14 protein-coding genes are annotated in these 13766 nt (G+C 68.5%); 6 read left to right on the top strand and 8 right to left on the bottom strand.

Going from position 1 to position 13766, the window contains the following annotated elements; genetic code table 11:
- Positions 1-121: 121 nt before the first annotated feature.
- From Q4F04_RS11825 to Q4F04_RS11805, 5 genes are all read right to left on the bottom strand, one after another.
- Positions 122-1627, bottom strand: coding sequence for an ABC transporter substrate-binding protein (locus tag Q4F04_RS11825; RefSeq protein WP_303370026.1), 1506 nt, complete (start codon positions 1625-1627; stop codon positions 122-124).
- A gap of 4 nt (positions 1628-1631) precedes the next feature.
- On the bottom strand, positions 1632-2729 hold the full coding sequence (locus Q4F04_RS11820) for an ABC transporter ATP-binding protein (protein ID WP_303370025.1): 1098 nt from the start codon (positions 2727-2729) through the stop codon (positions 1632-1634).
- Complete coding sequence (locus tag Q4F04_RS11815; protein WP_303370024.1) at positions 2726-3709, bottom strand: ABC transporter ATP-binding protein; 984 nt, start codon at positions 3707-3709, stop codon at positions 2726-2728. Before Q4F04_RS11815 ends, Q4F04_RS11820 begins: the two co-directional genes overlap by 4 nt.
- 228 nt (positions 3710-3937) lie before the next feature.
- Positions 3938-4390, bottom strand: coding sequence for an ATP-binding cassette domain-containing protein (locus tag Q4F04_RS11810; RefSeq protein ID WP_303370023.1), 453 nt, complete (start codon positions 4388-4390; stop codon positions 3938-3940).
- An 81-nt stretch (positions 4391-4471) separates the two neighbouring features.
- Positions 4472-5482: a LacI family DNA-binding transcriptional regulator gene (locus Q4F04_RS11805; protein WP_303370022.1), complete on the bottom strand. Its 1011-nt coding sequence runs from the start codon at positions 5480-5482 to the stop codon at positions 4472-4474.
- 171 nt (positions 5483-5653) lie between these two features.
- On the opposite strand from Q4F04_RS11805, the gene Q4F04_RS11800 reads away from it, so the two are divergent.
- Genes Q4F04_RS11800 through Q4F04_RS11780 form a run of 5 tightly spaced genes read left to right on the top strand, consistent with a single transcriptional unit; the run spans position 5654 to position 11149 of the window.
- Positions 5654-6703: a sugar ABC transporter substrate-binding protein gene (locus Q4F04_RS11800; RefSeq protein WP_303370021.1), complete on the top strand. Its 1050-nt coding sequence runs from the start codon at positions 5654-5656 to the stop codon at positions 6701-6703.
- Positions 6704-6757: 54 nt separating this feature from the next.
- Complete coding sequence (locus Q4F04_RS11795) at positions 6758-7549, top strand: ATP-binding cassette domain-containing protein (RefSeq protein ID WP_303370020.1); 792 nt, start codon at positions 6758-6760, stop codon at positions 7547-7549.
- A gap of 1 nt (position 7550) precedes the next feature.
- The gene (locus tag Q4F04_RS11790; RefSeq protein ID WP_303370019.1) at positions 7551-8792 is read left to right on the top strand and encodes a sugar ABC transporter permease; all 1242 of its coding nucleotides are present in this window, start codon (positions 7551-7553) and stop codon (positions 8790-8792) included.
- A gap of 12 nt (positions 8793-8804) precedes the next feature.
- Positions 8805-9533, top strand: coding sequence for an SDR family oxidoreductase (locus tag Q4F04_RS11785; protein ID WP_303370018.1), 729 nt, complete (start codon positions 8805-8807; stop codon positions 9531-9533).
- Positions 9534-9547: 14 nt separating this feature from the next.
- On the top strand, positions 9548-11149 hold the full coding sequence (locus Q4F04_RS11780; protein ID WP_303370017.1) for an FGGY-family carbohydrate kinase: 1602 nt from the start codon (positions 9548-9550) through the stop codon (positions 11147-11149).
- A gap of 342 nt (positions 11150-11491) precedes the next feature.
- Here Q4F04_RS11780 and Q4F04_RS11775 read toward each other — a convergent pair whose 3' ends face one another.
- From Q4F04_RS11775 to Q4F04_RS11765, 3 genes are read right to left on the bottom strand one after another with little or no spacing between them, the layout of a single operon-like run.
- A complete protein-coding gene (locus Q4F04_RS11775) occupies positions 11492-11773 on the bottom strand; it encodes a hypothetical protein (RefSeq protein WP_303370016.1) in 282 nt (93 codons plus the stop codon).
- A 23-nt stretch (positions 11774-11796) separates the two neighbouring features.
- On the bottom strand, positions 11797-11997 hold the full coding sequence (locus Q4F04_RS11770; protein ID WP_303370015.1) for a hypothetical protein: 201 nt from the start codon (positions 11995-11997) through the stop codon (positions 11797-11799).
- A gap of 18 nt (positions 11998-12015) precedes the next feature.
- A complete protein-coding gene (locus Q4F04_RS11765; protein ID WP_303370014.1) occupies positions 12016-12312 on the bottom strand; it encodes a hypothetical protein in 297 nt (98 codons plus the stop codon).
- Between the two features lie 251 nt (positions 12313-12563).
- Here Q4F04_RS11765 and Q4F04_RS11760 point away from each other — a divergent pair.
- Positions 12564-13766 (top strand): FMN-binding protein (locus tag Q4F04_RS11760; RefSeq protein ID WP_303370013.1); only part of this gene is annotated, 1203 nt, incomplete at its 3' end.

Below are 13766 nucleotides of genomic sequence, written 5' to 3'. Positions count from 1 at the left end.
GCAGGATCGTCGGGATGGCGGTCAGCACGCGCCGCAGGAAAAGGTTGAGCATGGGCCGAAGGCTCCGGCAATCAGGGGGGTGGACGCGGCCCGAAGGCCGCGCCTTGGATCACGGGCGCGGTCAGTCCGCGTCGGACACGTTCTGCAGGCGGATCATCCCGTCGGGATAGGGCTGGAAGCCCTCGACGCCCTGATCCACGCCATAAAGCCACGCTTGGTAGTAGAGGTAGCTCACCGGCAGGTCCTGCTGCAGGATGGCCTGCGCCGCGTCATAGCGTTCCTTGCGCTGCACGGGGTCGGTGATGGTGCGGGCCTCGTTCAGCAGCCGGTCCACCTCGGGGTTGGAATAATGCCCGTCGTTGAAGCCCGCGCCCGTGGTGACAAACTGGTGCAGGTTGCCGTCCGGGTCGATCCGGCCCGACCAGCCCTTGGCATGGGACTGGAAGTTGCCCTCGGCCCCGTCCGAGACCAGCGTGGCATATTCCTTGGCGACGATGCTGATGTTGAAGCCCGCCTCGGCCGCCATCGCCTGGATCATCTGGGCGATCTGCTGGTTTTCCGGGCGGTTCGCGACCTGCAGCTCGACCGTGAGGGGCGTGGTCACGCCGGCCTCGGCCAGCAGCGCCTTGGCCCGTTCCACGTCACGCTCGGGCGCGGCGAAGGCCTCGTTGTAATAAGGGCTGTCCGGCGGGAAGGGCTGGCCCGCCGGCGGGAAGGCGCCTTGGAAGACCACCTGGCTGATCGCGTTGCGGTCGATCGACAGGTTCAGCGCCTGCCGGATGCGGGCGTCCTGTCCCAGCGGGTTCTGGGCTTGGGCGCCATTGGCGATGTTGAAGTAGATGCCTTGGTAGCCAAGGCCCGTGACCTGTTCCACCCGCAGGTTGCCGTTGCCCTGCACGGCCGGGATGTCGGTCGCGGCCAGCTGGTTGATCATGTCCAGGTCGCCCGACTGCAGGTTCGCCAGCCGCACGGTCGAATCCGGGATCGGCAGGTAGACCACGCGGTCCAGCCTGACCGCATCCGCATCCCAGTAATCGGCGAAGCGTTCCAGCTCGATCCGGTCCTGCGCCACACGGCTGACGAACCGGAACGGGCCGGAACAGGCGGGCGCGCTGGCGAAATCCTTGCCTTCCGCAAAGGCCGCGGGCGACATCATCATCCCCGCGCGGTCGGCAAGCTGCGCCATCACGGTCGCGTCCGGCGCCGAAAGGTTCAGCCGCACCTCGGTGGGCGAGATCACCTCGACCGATTCGACGGATGCGAGTTCCGACTTGCGGACGCTGTCCTCAAGGGTCTTGGACCGCTCGATATTGGCCTTGACGGCCTCGGCGTTGAAATCGGTGCCGTCGTGGAACTTGACGCCTTCGCGCAAGGTGAAGGTGATCGACCGCCCGTCCTCGGCCTGCGTCCAGGCGGTGGCAAGCTGCGGGACAAGCTCCAGCTTCTCGTTCACGTCCACCAGCTTGTCGCACATGGCGGTGAAGACGATCCGCCCCACGAACAGGCGCGAGCGGTCGGGGTCCAGCGTGTCGGGGTCGTTCTCAAGCCCGATCCGCAGTTCGGCCGCGCCGGCGGCGGCCGTGGTGGACAGCAGAAGCGCCGCGATCAGCGAAACTCTGGTGGTCATGTTCTCATTCCCCTGTTGTCGTTGCAGTCTCGGCCCGCGCCACGGCGAGGCGGTAAAGGGCGATGCGTTCGGCGGCGGGGCCGTCCTCGTCGTGGGGGGCGGCCGGCGCAAAGGGGTTCTTCGCCGCGATCTCGCGCCAGAAATGGCAGGCGACCGGATGGCCGTCGCCTGCGTCGTCCAGCAGTTCCGGCACATCGACGCGGCAGCGGTCCTGCACATAGGGGCAGCGGGTGTGAAAGCGGCAGCCGGGCGGAGGCGCGGCGGGCGAGGGGATCTCGCCGCCGATCGCCTCGGCGGGGCGGGACAGGCCGGGCACGGGTTCGGGGATCGCCGCCAGCAGCGCGCGGGTATAAGGGTGGCGCGGCTCGGCGAACATGGCGTCGGTGTCGCCGACCTCGACCAGCGTGCCGAGATACATCACCGCCACCCGGTTCGACATGTGCCGGATCACCGCGAGGTCATGGGCAATGACGATCAGCGTCAGCCCCAGCGCCTCGCGCAAATCCGCCAGCAGGTTCACCACCTGCGCCTGCACCGACACGTCCAGCGCGCTGACCGGCTCGTCCCCGATCACCAGCGTGGGCCGCGAGGCAAGCGCGCGGGCGATCCCGATCCGCTGGCGCTGGCCGCCGGAAAATTCGTGCGGATAGCGGCCCATGTGCTCGGGGCGCAGGCCGACCTGGGTCAGCAGTTCGGCCACGCGGTCGCGCCGCTGGGCAGCGGTCATCTGCGGGAAATGGGTTTCCAGCGGCTCGCCGATCAGGGTGCCGACGCTGGCGCGCGGGTTCAGGGACGAGAAGGGGTCCTGGAAGATGAACTGCACGTCGCGGCGCAGGTCCTTCAGCGCCTTGCCGGACAGGCCCGCAATCTCGCGCCCCTCGAAGGTGACGCTGCCTGCCGTCGGTTCCAGCAGCCGCGCCAGAAGCCGCGCGAGGGTGGACTTGCCGGACCCGGATTCGCCGACGATGGCGAAGGTCTCGCCCCGGCGGATGTCCAGCGACACGCCGTCCACCGCGCGAACCGGTGGCGGCTTGCGGAACAGCGACCCGGTGCCCTGGAAATGCCGTGTCAGGCCGCGGGCCGAAAGGATCACGTCGCTCATGCGGCGGCCCCGAAGCTTTGTTCCAGCGGCGCGAAATGGCAGGCAGCGTGGTGGCCGTCCGTGATCTCGCGCAAGGCGGGCTGTTCCGCGCATTTCGGCTGCGCGAAGGGGCAGCGGGTCGAAAAGCGGCAGCCCTGCGGCATCTCGGCGGGCGAGGGCACCGTGCCCGGCACCGTGGCCAGCCGCGTGCGCGGCCCGGTCAGCGAGGGGATCGAGCCGAGAAGCCCGATGGTATAGGGATGCTGCGGGTCGTTGAAGACCTGCTCGACCGTGCCGGTTTCCGCGATCCGCCCCGCATACATGACGGCCACGCGATGGGCGACCTGCGCCACGACGCCAAGGTCATGGGTGATGAAGACCACCGCCATCCCCCGGTCCCGCTGCAGCCGCGCGATCAGGTCGAGGATCTGCGCCTGGATCGTCACGTCAAGCGCCGTCGTCGGTTCGTCCGCGATCAGCAGCGCGGGTTCGTTCACCAGCGCCATGGCGATCATCACCCGCTGGCGCATTCCCCCCGACAGCTCGTGCGGATACTGCCGCATCCGCCGTTCGGGGGCCGAGATCCCGACCTTCCGCATGATGTCCAGCGCCCGGGCCTTCGCCTCAGCCGCGGGGACGTCGCGGTGGCACAGAACGGCCTCGGCGATCTGGTCGCCGATGCGGAAGGCCGGGTTCAGCGAGGTCATCGGTTCCTGGAAGATCATCGCCATGCGGTCGCCACGCATGCCGGCCAGGCTTTTCGGTTGCGACAGGTCAAGCGCCTGTCCGTCGAACTCGGCCCGGCCCTCGATCTTCAGGCCCTTGGCCGAAAGCAGGCCCATGATGGCCAGCGAGGTCACGCTTTTCCCGCTGCCGGATTCGCCGACGATGGCCAGTGTCTCGCCCGGCGCGACGGCAAGATCGACACCGGCGATGACATCGGTTCCGGTGCCGAAATCCACGCGGAGGTCCTGCACCTTCAGCAGGGCCGGGCGGTTCACCTGTTTCGCTTTGCGGGATGGAGACAAACCAATATCCGAACCATGTTGAAAGTGGTTCAGTTATTCAGCCCGCTCATGATGGTGTCAACCATGCAGATCGGTTGTTTCATTCCGCAACGCAGCATGGCGCCCTTCTGCCCATGCGGGCAGCAGCATGATCGCGGAACAGGCAGCAAAAGGACGTCATGCTGCGGACGTGGTTCAGCCCGGCCGGTCCTGCGCCCCCTGCTACGGCAGGAGGCCCGGCGGCAGTCTGTGGCCCAGGCAGTCGGCGGCCAGCGCAAGGACCGGCAGCGCCGCCGCCGCGGTCGAGTTGCCTTCGTATTGCCGCGAGAAGATCTGGACGCTGATGGTTTCGTTTCCCGCCAACCACAGCAGCGCCCACAGCGCCAGTTCGTTGATGGCGGTCATGAAAGCGCACAGGATTGAAAGACCATGCCATCCCCCGGCCTCGGGTTCGACAAAGCGGCGCGGTCCGGCGGCCAGTTCACCGCCCAGCCAGAGGCTGCCGGCACCGGGGCGTTCAAGCCCCGCGATCAGCCACAGGAGCGTGAATTTCCCGCAGCCCGGGGGTCCGGGCAGGGCGGTGAAGCTGCCTTCGGGCAGGCGCGCCGACAACCCGTCCATGGCGCGGATGCCCCCGAAGCGGCGGGAAAGGTTCTGAAAGCGGGTTTTGGTCACCCGGCCCTGACAGGCATTGATCGAGGCGGTTTTTCGTCAACAGCCGGGCGGGGCAAGGTGCCCCTGCGCCCGCGTCACGCTTCAGGCCCTTGGGCGGAAGCGGCAGGGGATCTCAATCAGTGGGGCGCCTTCCGGCGGGGATTCGATCAGGTCGAAGACCCTTGCCAGCATGGCGCCCACGTCCTGCTGCATCATGCCGACGTTCTGCGGCAGGAAGGCCGCGAAGGGGTCCCAGTCGAAGCAGCCGAATCTCAGCAGCGGCATGGCCGGCTGCCCGTGTAGCCAGCGGACCACGCCCTCAAGCGCGATGGTCGAGTTGACGAAAACGCCGCTGCCGTCGGGAAGCCCCAGTTCCTGCATCGCGGCAAGGGTCTTGTCGGCGGAATAGCCGCGCATCAGGCAGTGTCCGTCGGGCACCCGCAAGCCCGCCTCGTCATGGGCCGCCATGAAGCCGCGCAGGCGTTCGCGCGTGTTGTTGTCCTGCGCCCGTCCGCCGATGAAATAAAGCGGCGCCTGCGCCCCGGTCTCTGCCCGCAGCCGGGCCAGGATCACCCGGGTCAGGTCCAGCGCGCCCCCGAAGTTGTCGGACACGACCGAGGGCGCGCGCCTTCCCGGCAGGTCGAGGTTGATCGCCCGCAGGCCGGTGGGGCCGCAAAGCTCGGCGACCCGGTCGGGCTCGGTCGCGCCGGTCACCACCAGCCATTCGGCCTGATAGGACATCATGGCGCGGGCGGCCTCGATTTCCAGTTCCGGCTCGCGCCGGGTGCAGGTGATGACGGGAAAAAGGCCGCGTTCCCGCGCCATCGTCTCGAACTGTTCGGCGATCGCGCCGAAATAGCGGTTGTCGTATTTCGGGATGATCATGCCGATGACGCGCGAACGGTCCCGCCGCAGCAGGCTGGCGGGCAGGTTCCGCGCATAGCCCTGCTCGGCGGCGATGCGGCTGATCCGCTCGGCCAGCCTTTCGCTGATCCGCCGCTTCTTCCAGGTCCCGTTCAGGACCGCGCTGACGGCGCTGGCGCTGGTCCCCGCGATCCGCGCGATGTCGTAGATCGTGGGCCGCCTGGCGGTGGTCTCGTTGTCGTCGGCCATGTCCCCGCCCGATGAAGTGACGCAGTGAACCTGCCCTTAGAGGAATCTTGACAGGATAGCAGCGTCACGCAATTTAGCTACATCGATTGAGCAACCGCGCTGGATCGATGGCGCACGAACATCGGCCTGCATCACGGACAGGCGGCGCCCGACATGTGGAGGAGACGGATCATGATGTCGAAACTTTCGCTTGCCATCGCCCCGGCCCTTGTGGCGGCGCTGCTGGGCGGCGCGGCTGCGGCGCAGGAAACGGCGACGGTCGCCTTCCTGATGCCCGACCAGGCGTCCACCCGCTACGAGGAGCATGACTTCCCCGGCTTTCAGGCCGCGATGACGGAACTGTGCCCTGATTGCACGGTGATCTACCAGAATGCCAACGGTGACGTGTCGCTGCAGCAGCAGCAGTTCAACTCGGTCATCACGCAGGGCGCGAAGATCGTGGTGCTGGACCCGGTGGACTCGGCGGCTGCCGCGGGGCTGGTGCAGATGGCGCAGTCGCAGGGCGTGAAGATCATCGCTTATGACCGCCCGATCCCGGACGTGCCGGCGGATTACTACGTGTCCTTCGACAACAAGGGCATCGGGCAGGCCATCGCGCAGTCGCTGGTCGATCACATGAAGGCCACGGGCGTGCCGGACGGTGCGGGCGTGCTGCAGATCAACGGCTCGCCCACCGATGCGGCGGCGGGGCTGATCCGCGACGGGATCGACGCGGCGCTGGACGCTTCGGCCTACAAGACGCTGGCGGAATACGACACGCCGGACTGGGCGCCGCCGAAGGCGCAGGAATTCACCGCAGGCCAGATCAACCGCTTCGGGGCCGAGATCAAGGGCATCGTCGCCGCCAACGACGGCACTGCGGGCGGCGCCATCGCCGCGCTGAAGGCCGGGGGCGTCGATCCGCTGCCCCCCGTCACCGGCAATGACGCGACCATCGCGGCCTTGCAGCTCATCATCGCGGGCGACCAGTACAACACCATCTCGAAGCCGTCCGAGATCGTTGCCAAGGCCGCCGCCAATATCGTCGTGACCTTCCTGAAGGGTGAGACGCCCGAGGCGAAGACCACGCTTTACGACACGCCGTCCGAACTGTTCGTCCCGGCGGTAGTCACGCGCGAGAACATCAAGGCCGAGATCTTCGACAAGGGCATCCAGACGCCCGAGGAAGTCTGCACCGCCGAATATGCGGATCCCTGCCGTGAACTGGGCATCCTGCAGTAAGATGACCAGGGCGCGTGTCCACCCGGCGCGCGCCTTTCACGAAAGGAACCGCAGATGGCCGAAAGCCCCCGATCCGCCGAACCGATCCTGAAGCTGCGCGGCGTGTCCAAGCAGTTCGGCGCCGTGCAGGCGCTGGCCGACATCGAACTGGACATCCACGCGGGCGAGGTCGTGGCCCTTGTCGGCGACAACGGCGCGGGCAAGTCCACGCTGGTCAAGGTGCTGGCGGGCGTCCACCAGCCGACCGCCGGCACGGTCGAGTTCATGGGCAGGCCCGTGACGCTGGACAGCCCCGGAAAGGCGCTGGAAATGGGCATCGCCACCGTCTTTCAGGACCTGTCGCTCTGCGAGAACCTGGATGTCGTCTCCAACCTGTTCCTCGGCCACGAGATTTCCCCCTGGCGGCTGGACGAGGTGCAGATGGAGGTCCGCGCCTGGACCCTGCTGCGCGAGCTTGCCGCCCGCATCCCCTCGGTCCGCGAGCCGGTGGCCTCGCTGTCGGGCGGGCAGCGCCAGACCGTCGCCATCGCGCGTTCGCTGCTGCTGGACCCCAAGGTCATCATGCTGGACGAGCCGACCGCCGCCCTGGGCGTGGCGCAGACCGCCGAGGTGCTGAACCTGATCGAGCGGGTGCGCGACCGCGGCCTCGGCGTCATCCTGATTTCCCACAACATGGAGGACGTGCGCGCGGTCGCCGACCGCATCGTCGTCCTGCGGCTGGGGCGCAACAACGGCATCTTCACGGCCGAGTCCTCGAACGCCGAGCTGGTCTCGGCCATCACGGGGGCCACCGAGAACGCCGTCTCGCGCCGGCAGGCGCGCAAGCTTGAAGAAACGGGGGCCTGACATGACCGAGCCACAAGGGGCGCTGGACCGATCCGACAGCCGGGTCCGCCATGACGAGGGCATCGGCGGCGCCATCCGGGGCTTCATCGACCGCGTCCGTTCGGGCGACCTCGGGGTGCTGCCGGTCATCCTCGGCCTGATCCTGATCGGGACAGTCTTCTGGTCGCTGAACCCCGTGTTCCTTGCGCCGAACAACCTTGCGAACCTTCTGTTCGACGCGGCGGCGGTGGGCTGCATCTCGCTGGGGGTCGTCTGCGTGCTGATGCTGGGCGAGATCGACCTGTCCGTCGGGTCCATGAGCGGGCTGGCCTCCGCCATCCTCGGCGTCATCTGGGTCAAGATGGGACTGCCGGTCGCGCTGGCGATCCTGGTGGCGTTGGCCTCGGGCGCCTTCATGGGCTTTGTCTATGCGACGCTGCTCAACCGCTTCGGGATGCCCAGCTTCGTGTCCACCCTGTCGGGCCTGTTGGCGATGCTGGGGCTGCAGCTTTACCTGCTGGGCTCGACCGGCTCGATCAACCTTCCTTACGCCTCGCCGCTGGTGCGCTTCGGCCAGATCCACGTTATGCCCGCATGGTTCAGCTATCTTCTGGCGGTGGTGCCCGGGGCGGTGATCCTGTGGCTGGGCCTTGACCGGATGCGGCGGCGCCGCGCGGTCAACCTGTCGAACCCCGGCGGGCTGTCCGTGCTGCTGGCGCAAGCGGGCATCCTGACCGTCGTGCTGCTGGGTGCGGTCCACTACCTCAACCAAGGCCGCGGCATTCCGTGGATGTTCGGACTGTTCGTGCTGCTGGTCGTGATCATGAACTACGCGCTGACCCGCACGAAATGGGGCCGCGCCATGTTCGCGGTCGGCGGCAACCGCGAGGCCGCGCGCCGGTCCGGCATCAACGTGAACCGCATCCGCATCTCGGCCTTCATGCTGTGCTCGTCGCTGGCCGCGCTGGGCGGCATCCTCGCGGCCTCGCGGCTGGCGTCCTCCAGCCAGCAGGCGGGGACAGGGGACGTGAACCTCAACGCCATCGCGGCGGCGGTGATCGGGGGGACGTCGCTTTTCGGCGGGCGCGGCTCGGCCTGGTCGGCGCTGCTGGGGATCATCGTGATCCAGTCGATCTCGAACGGGCTGACGCTGCTGAACCTCAGCTCCTCGCTGCGCTACATGATCACCGGCGCGGTTCTGGCGATTGCGGTGATCGTCGACTCGCTGGCGCGGCAATCGCGCGCGAGCCACGGCCGCGCTTGAGAAGGATGGATCATGGCTGAGCAACTGTCAGGCAAGGTCGCGGCCGTCACCGGTGCCGCGTCCGGGATCGGGCTGGAATGCGCCCGCACCATGCTGGCCGAGGGCGCTGAGGTCGTGCTGATCGACCGCGCCGCCGACCGGCTGGACGCGCTGTGCCGCGAACTTGGTCCCCGCGCGCATCCGCTGGTCGTGGACCTGCTGGACGGCCCGCAGGTGGACGGCATCGCCGCAGGGATTGAGGAACTGGCCGGCCCCGTGGACATCTTCCACGCCAATGCGGGGGCCTATATCGGCGGCGCGGCGGCCGAAGGCGACCCGGACGCCTGGGACCGGATGCTGAACCTCAACATCAATGCGGCCTTCCGCAGCGTCCGCGCGGTCCTGCCCGGCATGATCGAGCGGAGGACCGGCGACGTGATCTTCACCTCCTCGGTCGCGGGCGTCGTCCCGGTGGTGTGGGAGCCGATCTACACCGCCTCGAAGTTCGCGGTGCAGGCCTTCCTGCACGCGACGCGGCGGCAGGTGGCGCCCCACGGCATCCGCATGGGCGCGGTGCTGCCCGGCCCGGTCGTGACCGCCCTGCTGGACGACTGGCCCAAGGCCAAGATGGAGGAAGCGCTGGCCAACGGCTCGCTGATGCAGCCTAAGGAGGTGGCCGAGGCGGTGCTGTTCATGCTGACCCGGCCACGGGGCGTGGTGATCCGCGACCTCGTCATCCTGCCCAACAGCGTCGACCTGTGACGGGGGAGTCCACCATGGCCAGCTTCTTCCTGGGCGTCGATGTCGGCACCGGCAGCGCCCGCGCGGGGCTGTTCGATGCCGCAGGCACGATGGTCGCCAGCGCGAAGCGTGACATCACGATGTGGCGCGAGGGCGCCGACATCGCCGAGCAGTCGAGCGAGGACATCTGGGCCGCCGTCTGCGCCGCGACGCACGAGGCTGTGACGGGGATCGACCCGGCGCAGGTCGCGGGGATCGGCTTCGACGCGACCTGTTCGCTGGTCGTGCTGGGGCAGGGCGGGCAGCCGCTGAGTGTCAGCGCCTCGGGCGACGCGGCGCGCAACATCATCGTCTGGATGGACCACCGCGCCGTGGGTCAGGCCGAGCGGATCAACGCCCTCGGCCATCCCGTGCTGCGCTATGTGGGCGACGTGATCTCGCCCGAGATGGAGACGCCGAAGCTGCTGTGGCTGCGCGAGAACCTGCCCGAGAGCTACGCACAGGCATGGCAGTTCTTCGACCTTGCCGATTACCTTGGCTGGCGGGCGACGGGTGACCTTGCGCGATCCAGCTGCACCGTCACCTGCAAGTGGACCTATCTCGCCCACGAGGATCGCTGGGACCCGGACTACTTCCGCAGCATCGGGCTGGAGGATCTGGCCGAGGACGGCTTTGCCCGCATCGGCCAGAGGATCGTCGCGCCGGGAACGCCGCTGGGGTCGGGGCTGACCGAGGCAGCGGCGGCCGATCTGGGCCTGCGGGCGGGAATTCCAGTCGGCGCGGGGCTGATCGACGCCCATGCGGGAGGGATCGGGACCGTGGGGATGCAGGGCAGCCCCGAAAGCAACCTCGCCTATGTCTTCGGCACGTCGTCCTGCACCATGACGACGACGCGCGAGCCGGTCTTCGTCCCCGGCGTCTGGGGACCCTACTATCAGGCGATGGTGCCGGGCATGTGGCTGAACGAGGGCGGCCAGTCCGCCGCCGGCGCCGCCATCGAGCAGCTTCTCGCCTTCCACCCGGCCGCGCCTCAGGCCGCAGCCGAAGCCAATGCCGCGGGCCAGCCGCTGCCGGTCTGGCTGGCCGAACAGGCTGCGCGCAAGGCAGGCGACCTTTCCGCCGCCGTGACGCTGGCCGAGGGCCTGCATGTCGTCCCCGAGTTCCTCGGCAACCGCGCCCCCTTTGCCGACCCCCATGCCCGCGCGATCATCGCCGGGCTGGGGATGGAGCGGGACGTGGACAGCCTGATTGCGCTGTATGTCGCGGGGCTCTGCGGCATCGCCTATGGGCTGCGCCAGATCATCGAGACGCAGGACAAGGCCGGGACCTCGGTGGATCGCGTCGTCATCTCGGGCGGGGCGGGACAGCTTGACCTCGTGCGCCAGCTATTGGCGGACGGCTCGGGCAAGCCGGTTCTCTCCAGCATGGCGGCCGAGCCGGTGCTGCTGGGCTCGGCCATCATCGGCGCGGTGGCCGCAGGCCATTTCGCGACGGTGCCCGAGGCGATGGCGGCCATGTCGCAGCCTGCGGAAGAATACCGCCCCGATGCGCAAGCCGCGACCCTGCACGATGCCCGCTACCGCACCTTCCGCGCGCTGCAATCGGCGCTGCGCGATAGCCGCGCAGGCAGGGCTTAAGGTCAGCCCGCTGCATCAGCCCTTGCGGCAAGGGGGCAATGCAGCCGCGGCTTTGGGATTGATCCCTGATGAAGCGCAGCGCTGAGGCGTCCTGCGTCTGGAACAAGGCCCTTGCAGCAGCCTACGGGGCGCAAGGGCCAAGCGTCGGCCATCAGCCGGCCCCGTCGTCAGCCGGGCGGCCCCTTCCTCATGGGCGGACCATCGGTGCGCCAAGGATCGCTCACCGGGTCAGCCGTTGAGGCGTCCTGCAGTTGAAGCGATCCTCGCGACGGCTTCCCTGTCGCATGGGGCAGGCCTCGCCAGTCAGCCTGACGGCTTTCCTGACCGGGCCGCCCGCCGGGTTCAGCCGTTTTCCTGCTTCTGGTCCTCGGGCTGGCCGCCGCGCTTGTTGTGGCGCTCCTGGTTCTCGCCCCGCACTGCCGGATCGCCATCGTCGCTGGCCAAGGGCGTCGGGTTGCGGGGCAGGTCGGTTTCGGTAATGCGGTCGCGCACCTCCTTCGAGGCGTTCAGATAAGGGCGGGGATCGAAATCCTTGTCCGCATTGCTGGTGTCCACGCGCCCTTCGATGATCTGGCGCTGCTGCTGGTGGGTCTTGTCGCCCTGCTGGGTCTTGTCGGCGCTCATCGCGGTCTCCTTTCGGTTGGCGGCTACTTGTTCTCGCGCCCCCGCTGGTCGGGGTCGATGCCGCCCTCGGGCGTGGTGTCGTTCATCACGTCTCCCTCGAAGGTGTTATCGCCCTCAAGCTCGCGGTCCGCGCCGGTAGCGCCCTTGGAGCTGCCGATGCCCGGATCGCGCTTGAGGTCGGCGTCCGAGGGCTCGGTGGTCTTGGGGTGCTTGCTGCTGCTCATCTGCCGGTCTCCCTTGCCTTACGTCTCGGTGCCGCGGTCCGCGGGCTGCGGCCGCCCTTCGGGACGCTCATCCGCAAGCTTCTCGCGGTCGGCGTCCTCGGGGGATTGCGCGGCCACATGCTCGTGCCCCTGCTCGTTCTTGACATGGCGGGAATCGAGCCCGCGCTGGTCGGAATGGCGCGAGGTGTCGCGGTTCGACAGCACCTCGGTCGGCAGCGGCGCGTCGGGTTCGACCGGGCTCATGCCGCCCGAGCCGTCGCCCTTGCCCTGGTCCTGCTGGCCTGCGCCGAATTTCTTGTTGCTTGCGTTCGCCATCGGCTTTTCCTTTCCGTCGGGCCGCGTCGTCGCGGCGGTCCCTGTCCCAACGGATGAGGGCGGGCGATGTTCCCGGAAAACCCTGCAAGGCCCGCCGCGCAACCTTGGGTATTGCAAGGCGGGCAGCGGCTGCGCAGGATGGAGGGGCGAGAAAGCGGGCCTTCCGGCCTGAACTTTGACCCAGCGCAACGTCCTGCCGGGCTGATAAGCCCAGACGTTTGCCCAAGCCAAGCCCTTGGCCGGAGCCTGCGATGCCCTTTCCTGCCGCCTTTCTCTGCCTGATGCGCGTCCTGATTTTCGCGCTGGCCGGCCTGGGCTTCGCCTCGGCCGCGCAGGCGCTGACGCTGGACGAGGCGCTGGCGAAAACCCCCGCCGCCGATCTTTTCGCCGGGGCGGAAAGCTACGGCCCGCCGCAGGGCGATCCGGCCATCGTGCCGGTGATGCGCGGGGCCGAGACGCTGGGCTATGCCTATCTCGCCAGTGATTTCACCCCTTCGACCGGCTATTCGGGCAAGCCGATCCACATCCTCGTGGGCATCGACCCGGCGGGCGTTGTGCGCGGCCTCAGCATGATCGAGCATCACGAGCCGATCGTTCTCATCGGCATCCCCGAGGAACGGGTGCTGGAGGCCGTCAATGGCCTGATCGGCGCCGACCTGGGGCGGGTCGCCGCGGGCGAGGACCGGCCGCCGCAGGTGGACATCGTCGCGGGGGCGACCGTCACCGTGCTGGTGATGGGCGACAGCGTGGTGCGATCCGCCGTGCGGCTGATCCGCTCGGGGCGGCTGGGCGGCGTGGACCCGGCGGAACTTGCCCCCGAGGTGCAGCGCGAGCTTGATCCCGCCGCCACCGCCGCGGCGGACTGGGAAACGCTGGTGGGCGACGGCACCGTGCGTTCGCTGGTGATGACCGTGGGCGAGGTCAGCCAGGCCTTTGCCGAAGCGGGCGAGCCGCTGGCGGCCGGGCGTCCCGAGACCCAGAACCCGGAAGACACCTTCATCCAGCTTTACGTGGCGCCGGTGTCGGTGCCCTCGATCGGGATCAGCCTGCTGGGCCAGCAGGGCTATGACCGGCTGGCCCAACGCTTGGAACCGGGACAGTCCGCGTTGCTGGTCGCGGGCGACGGGGCCTATTCGTGGAAAGGCTCGGGCTATGTCCGGGGCGGGGTCTTCGACCGGGTCGAGTTGCTGCAGGACGGGCAGGGCCTGCGTTTCCAGGACCGCAACCATACCCGCTTGCCCACTCTGGCAGCCCAGGGCGCGCCCCGCCTGCGCGAGATCGCGCTGTTCGTCGTCCCCGGGGGCGCCGATTTCAACGTGACGAAGCCCTTCGAGCTGCAACTGCTGGTCCATCGCGCCACGGAAGGGCGCGACACCGCCACGCTGGCCTTCGATCTCGGCTACAGCCTGCCGGAAAGCTACATGCTGCCCCCGCCGGAACCTGAACCGGCCGCC

Origin of the sequence: Paracoccus sp. (in: a-proteobacteria) (assembly GCF_030536915.1) — a bacterium.
In the GTDB taxonomy this organism is placed as follows: domain Bacteria; phylum Pseudomonadota; class Alphaproteobacteria; order Rhodobacterales; family Rhodobacteraceae; genus Paracoccus.
The sequence above is the reverse complement of the archived record's forward strand: the minus strand, read 5'-3'. Positions and strand labels throughout refer to the sequence as shown.

Bases quoted from the DNA above. Each gene is read 5' to 3' on its own strand.
- Q4F04_RS11825 (WP_303370026.1), bottom strand. From the start codon at position 1,627: ATGACCACCAGAGTTTCGCTGATCGCGGCGCTTCTGCTGTCCACCACG.
- Q4F04_RS11820 (WP_303370025.1), bottom strand. From the start codon at position 2,729: ATGAGCGACGTGATCCTTTCGGCCCGCGGCCTGACACGGCATTTCCAG.
- Q4F04_RS11805 (WP_303370022.1), bottom strand. From the start codon at position 5,482: ATGGCCGACGACAACGAGACCACCGCCAGGCGGCCCACGATCTACGAC.
- Q4F04_RS11800 (WP_303370021.1), top strand. From the start codon at position 5,654: ATGATGTCGAAACTTTCGCTTGCCATCGCCCCGGCCCTTGTGGCGGCG.
- Q4F04_RS11795 (WP_303370020.1), top strand. From the start codon at position 6,758: ATGGCCGAAAGCCCCCGATCCGCCGAACCGATCCTGAAGCTGCGCGGC.
- Q4F04_RS11790 (WP_303370019.1), top strand. From the start codon at position 7,551: ATGACCGAGCCACAAGGGGCGCTGGACCGATCCGACAGCCGGGTCCGC.
- Q4F04_RS11785 (WP_303370018.1), top strand. From the start codon at position 8,805: ATGGCTGAGCAACTGTCAGGCAAGGTCGCGGCCGTCACCGGTGCCGCG.
- Q4F04_RS11780 (WP_303370017.1), top strand. From the start codon at position 9,548: ATGGCCAGCTTCTTCCTGGGCGTCGATGTCGGCACCGGCAGCGCCCGC.
- Q4F04_RS11775 (WP_303370016.1), bottom strand. From the start codon at position 11,773: ATGAGCGCCGACAAGACCCAGCAGGGCGACAAGACCCACCAGCAGCAG.
- Q4F04_RS11770 (WP_303370015.1), bottom strand. From the start codon at position 11,997: ATGAGCAGCAGCAAGCACCCCAAGACCACCGAGCCCTCGGACGCCGAC.
- Q4F04_RS11765 (WP_303370014.1), bottom strand. From the start codon at position 12,312: ATGGCGAACGCAAGCAACAAGAAATTCGGCGCAGGCCAGCAGGACCAG.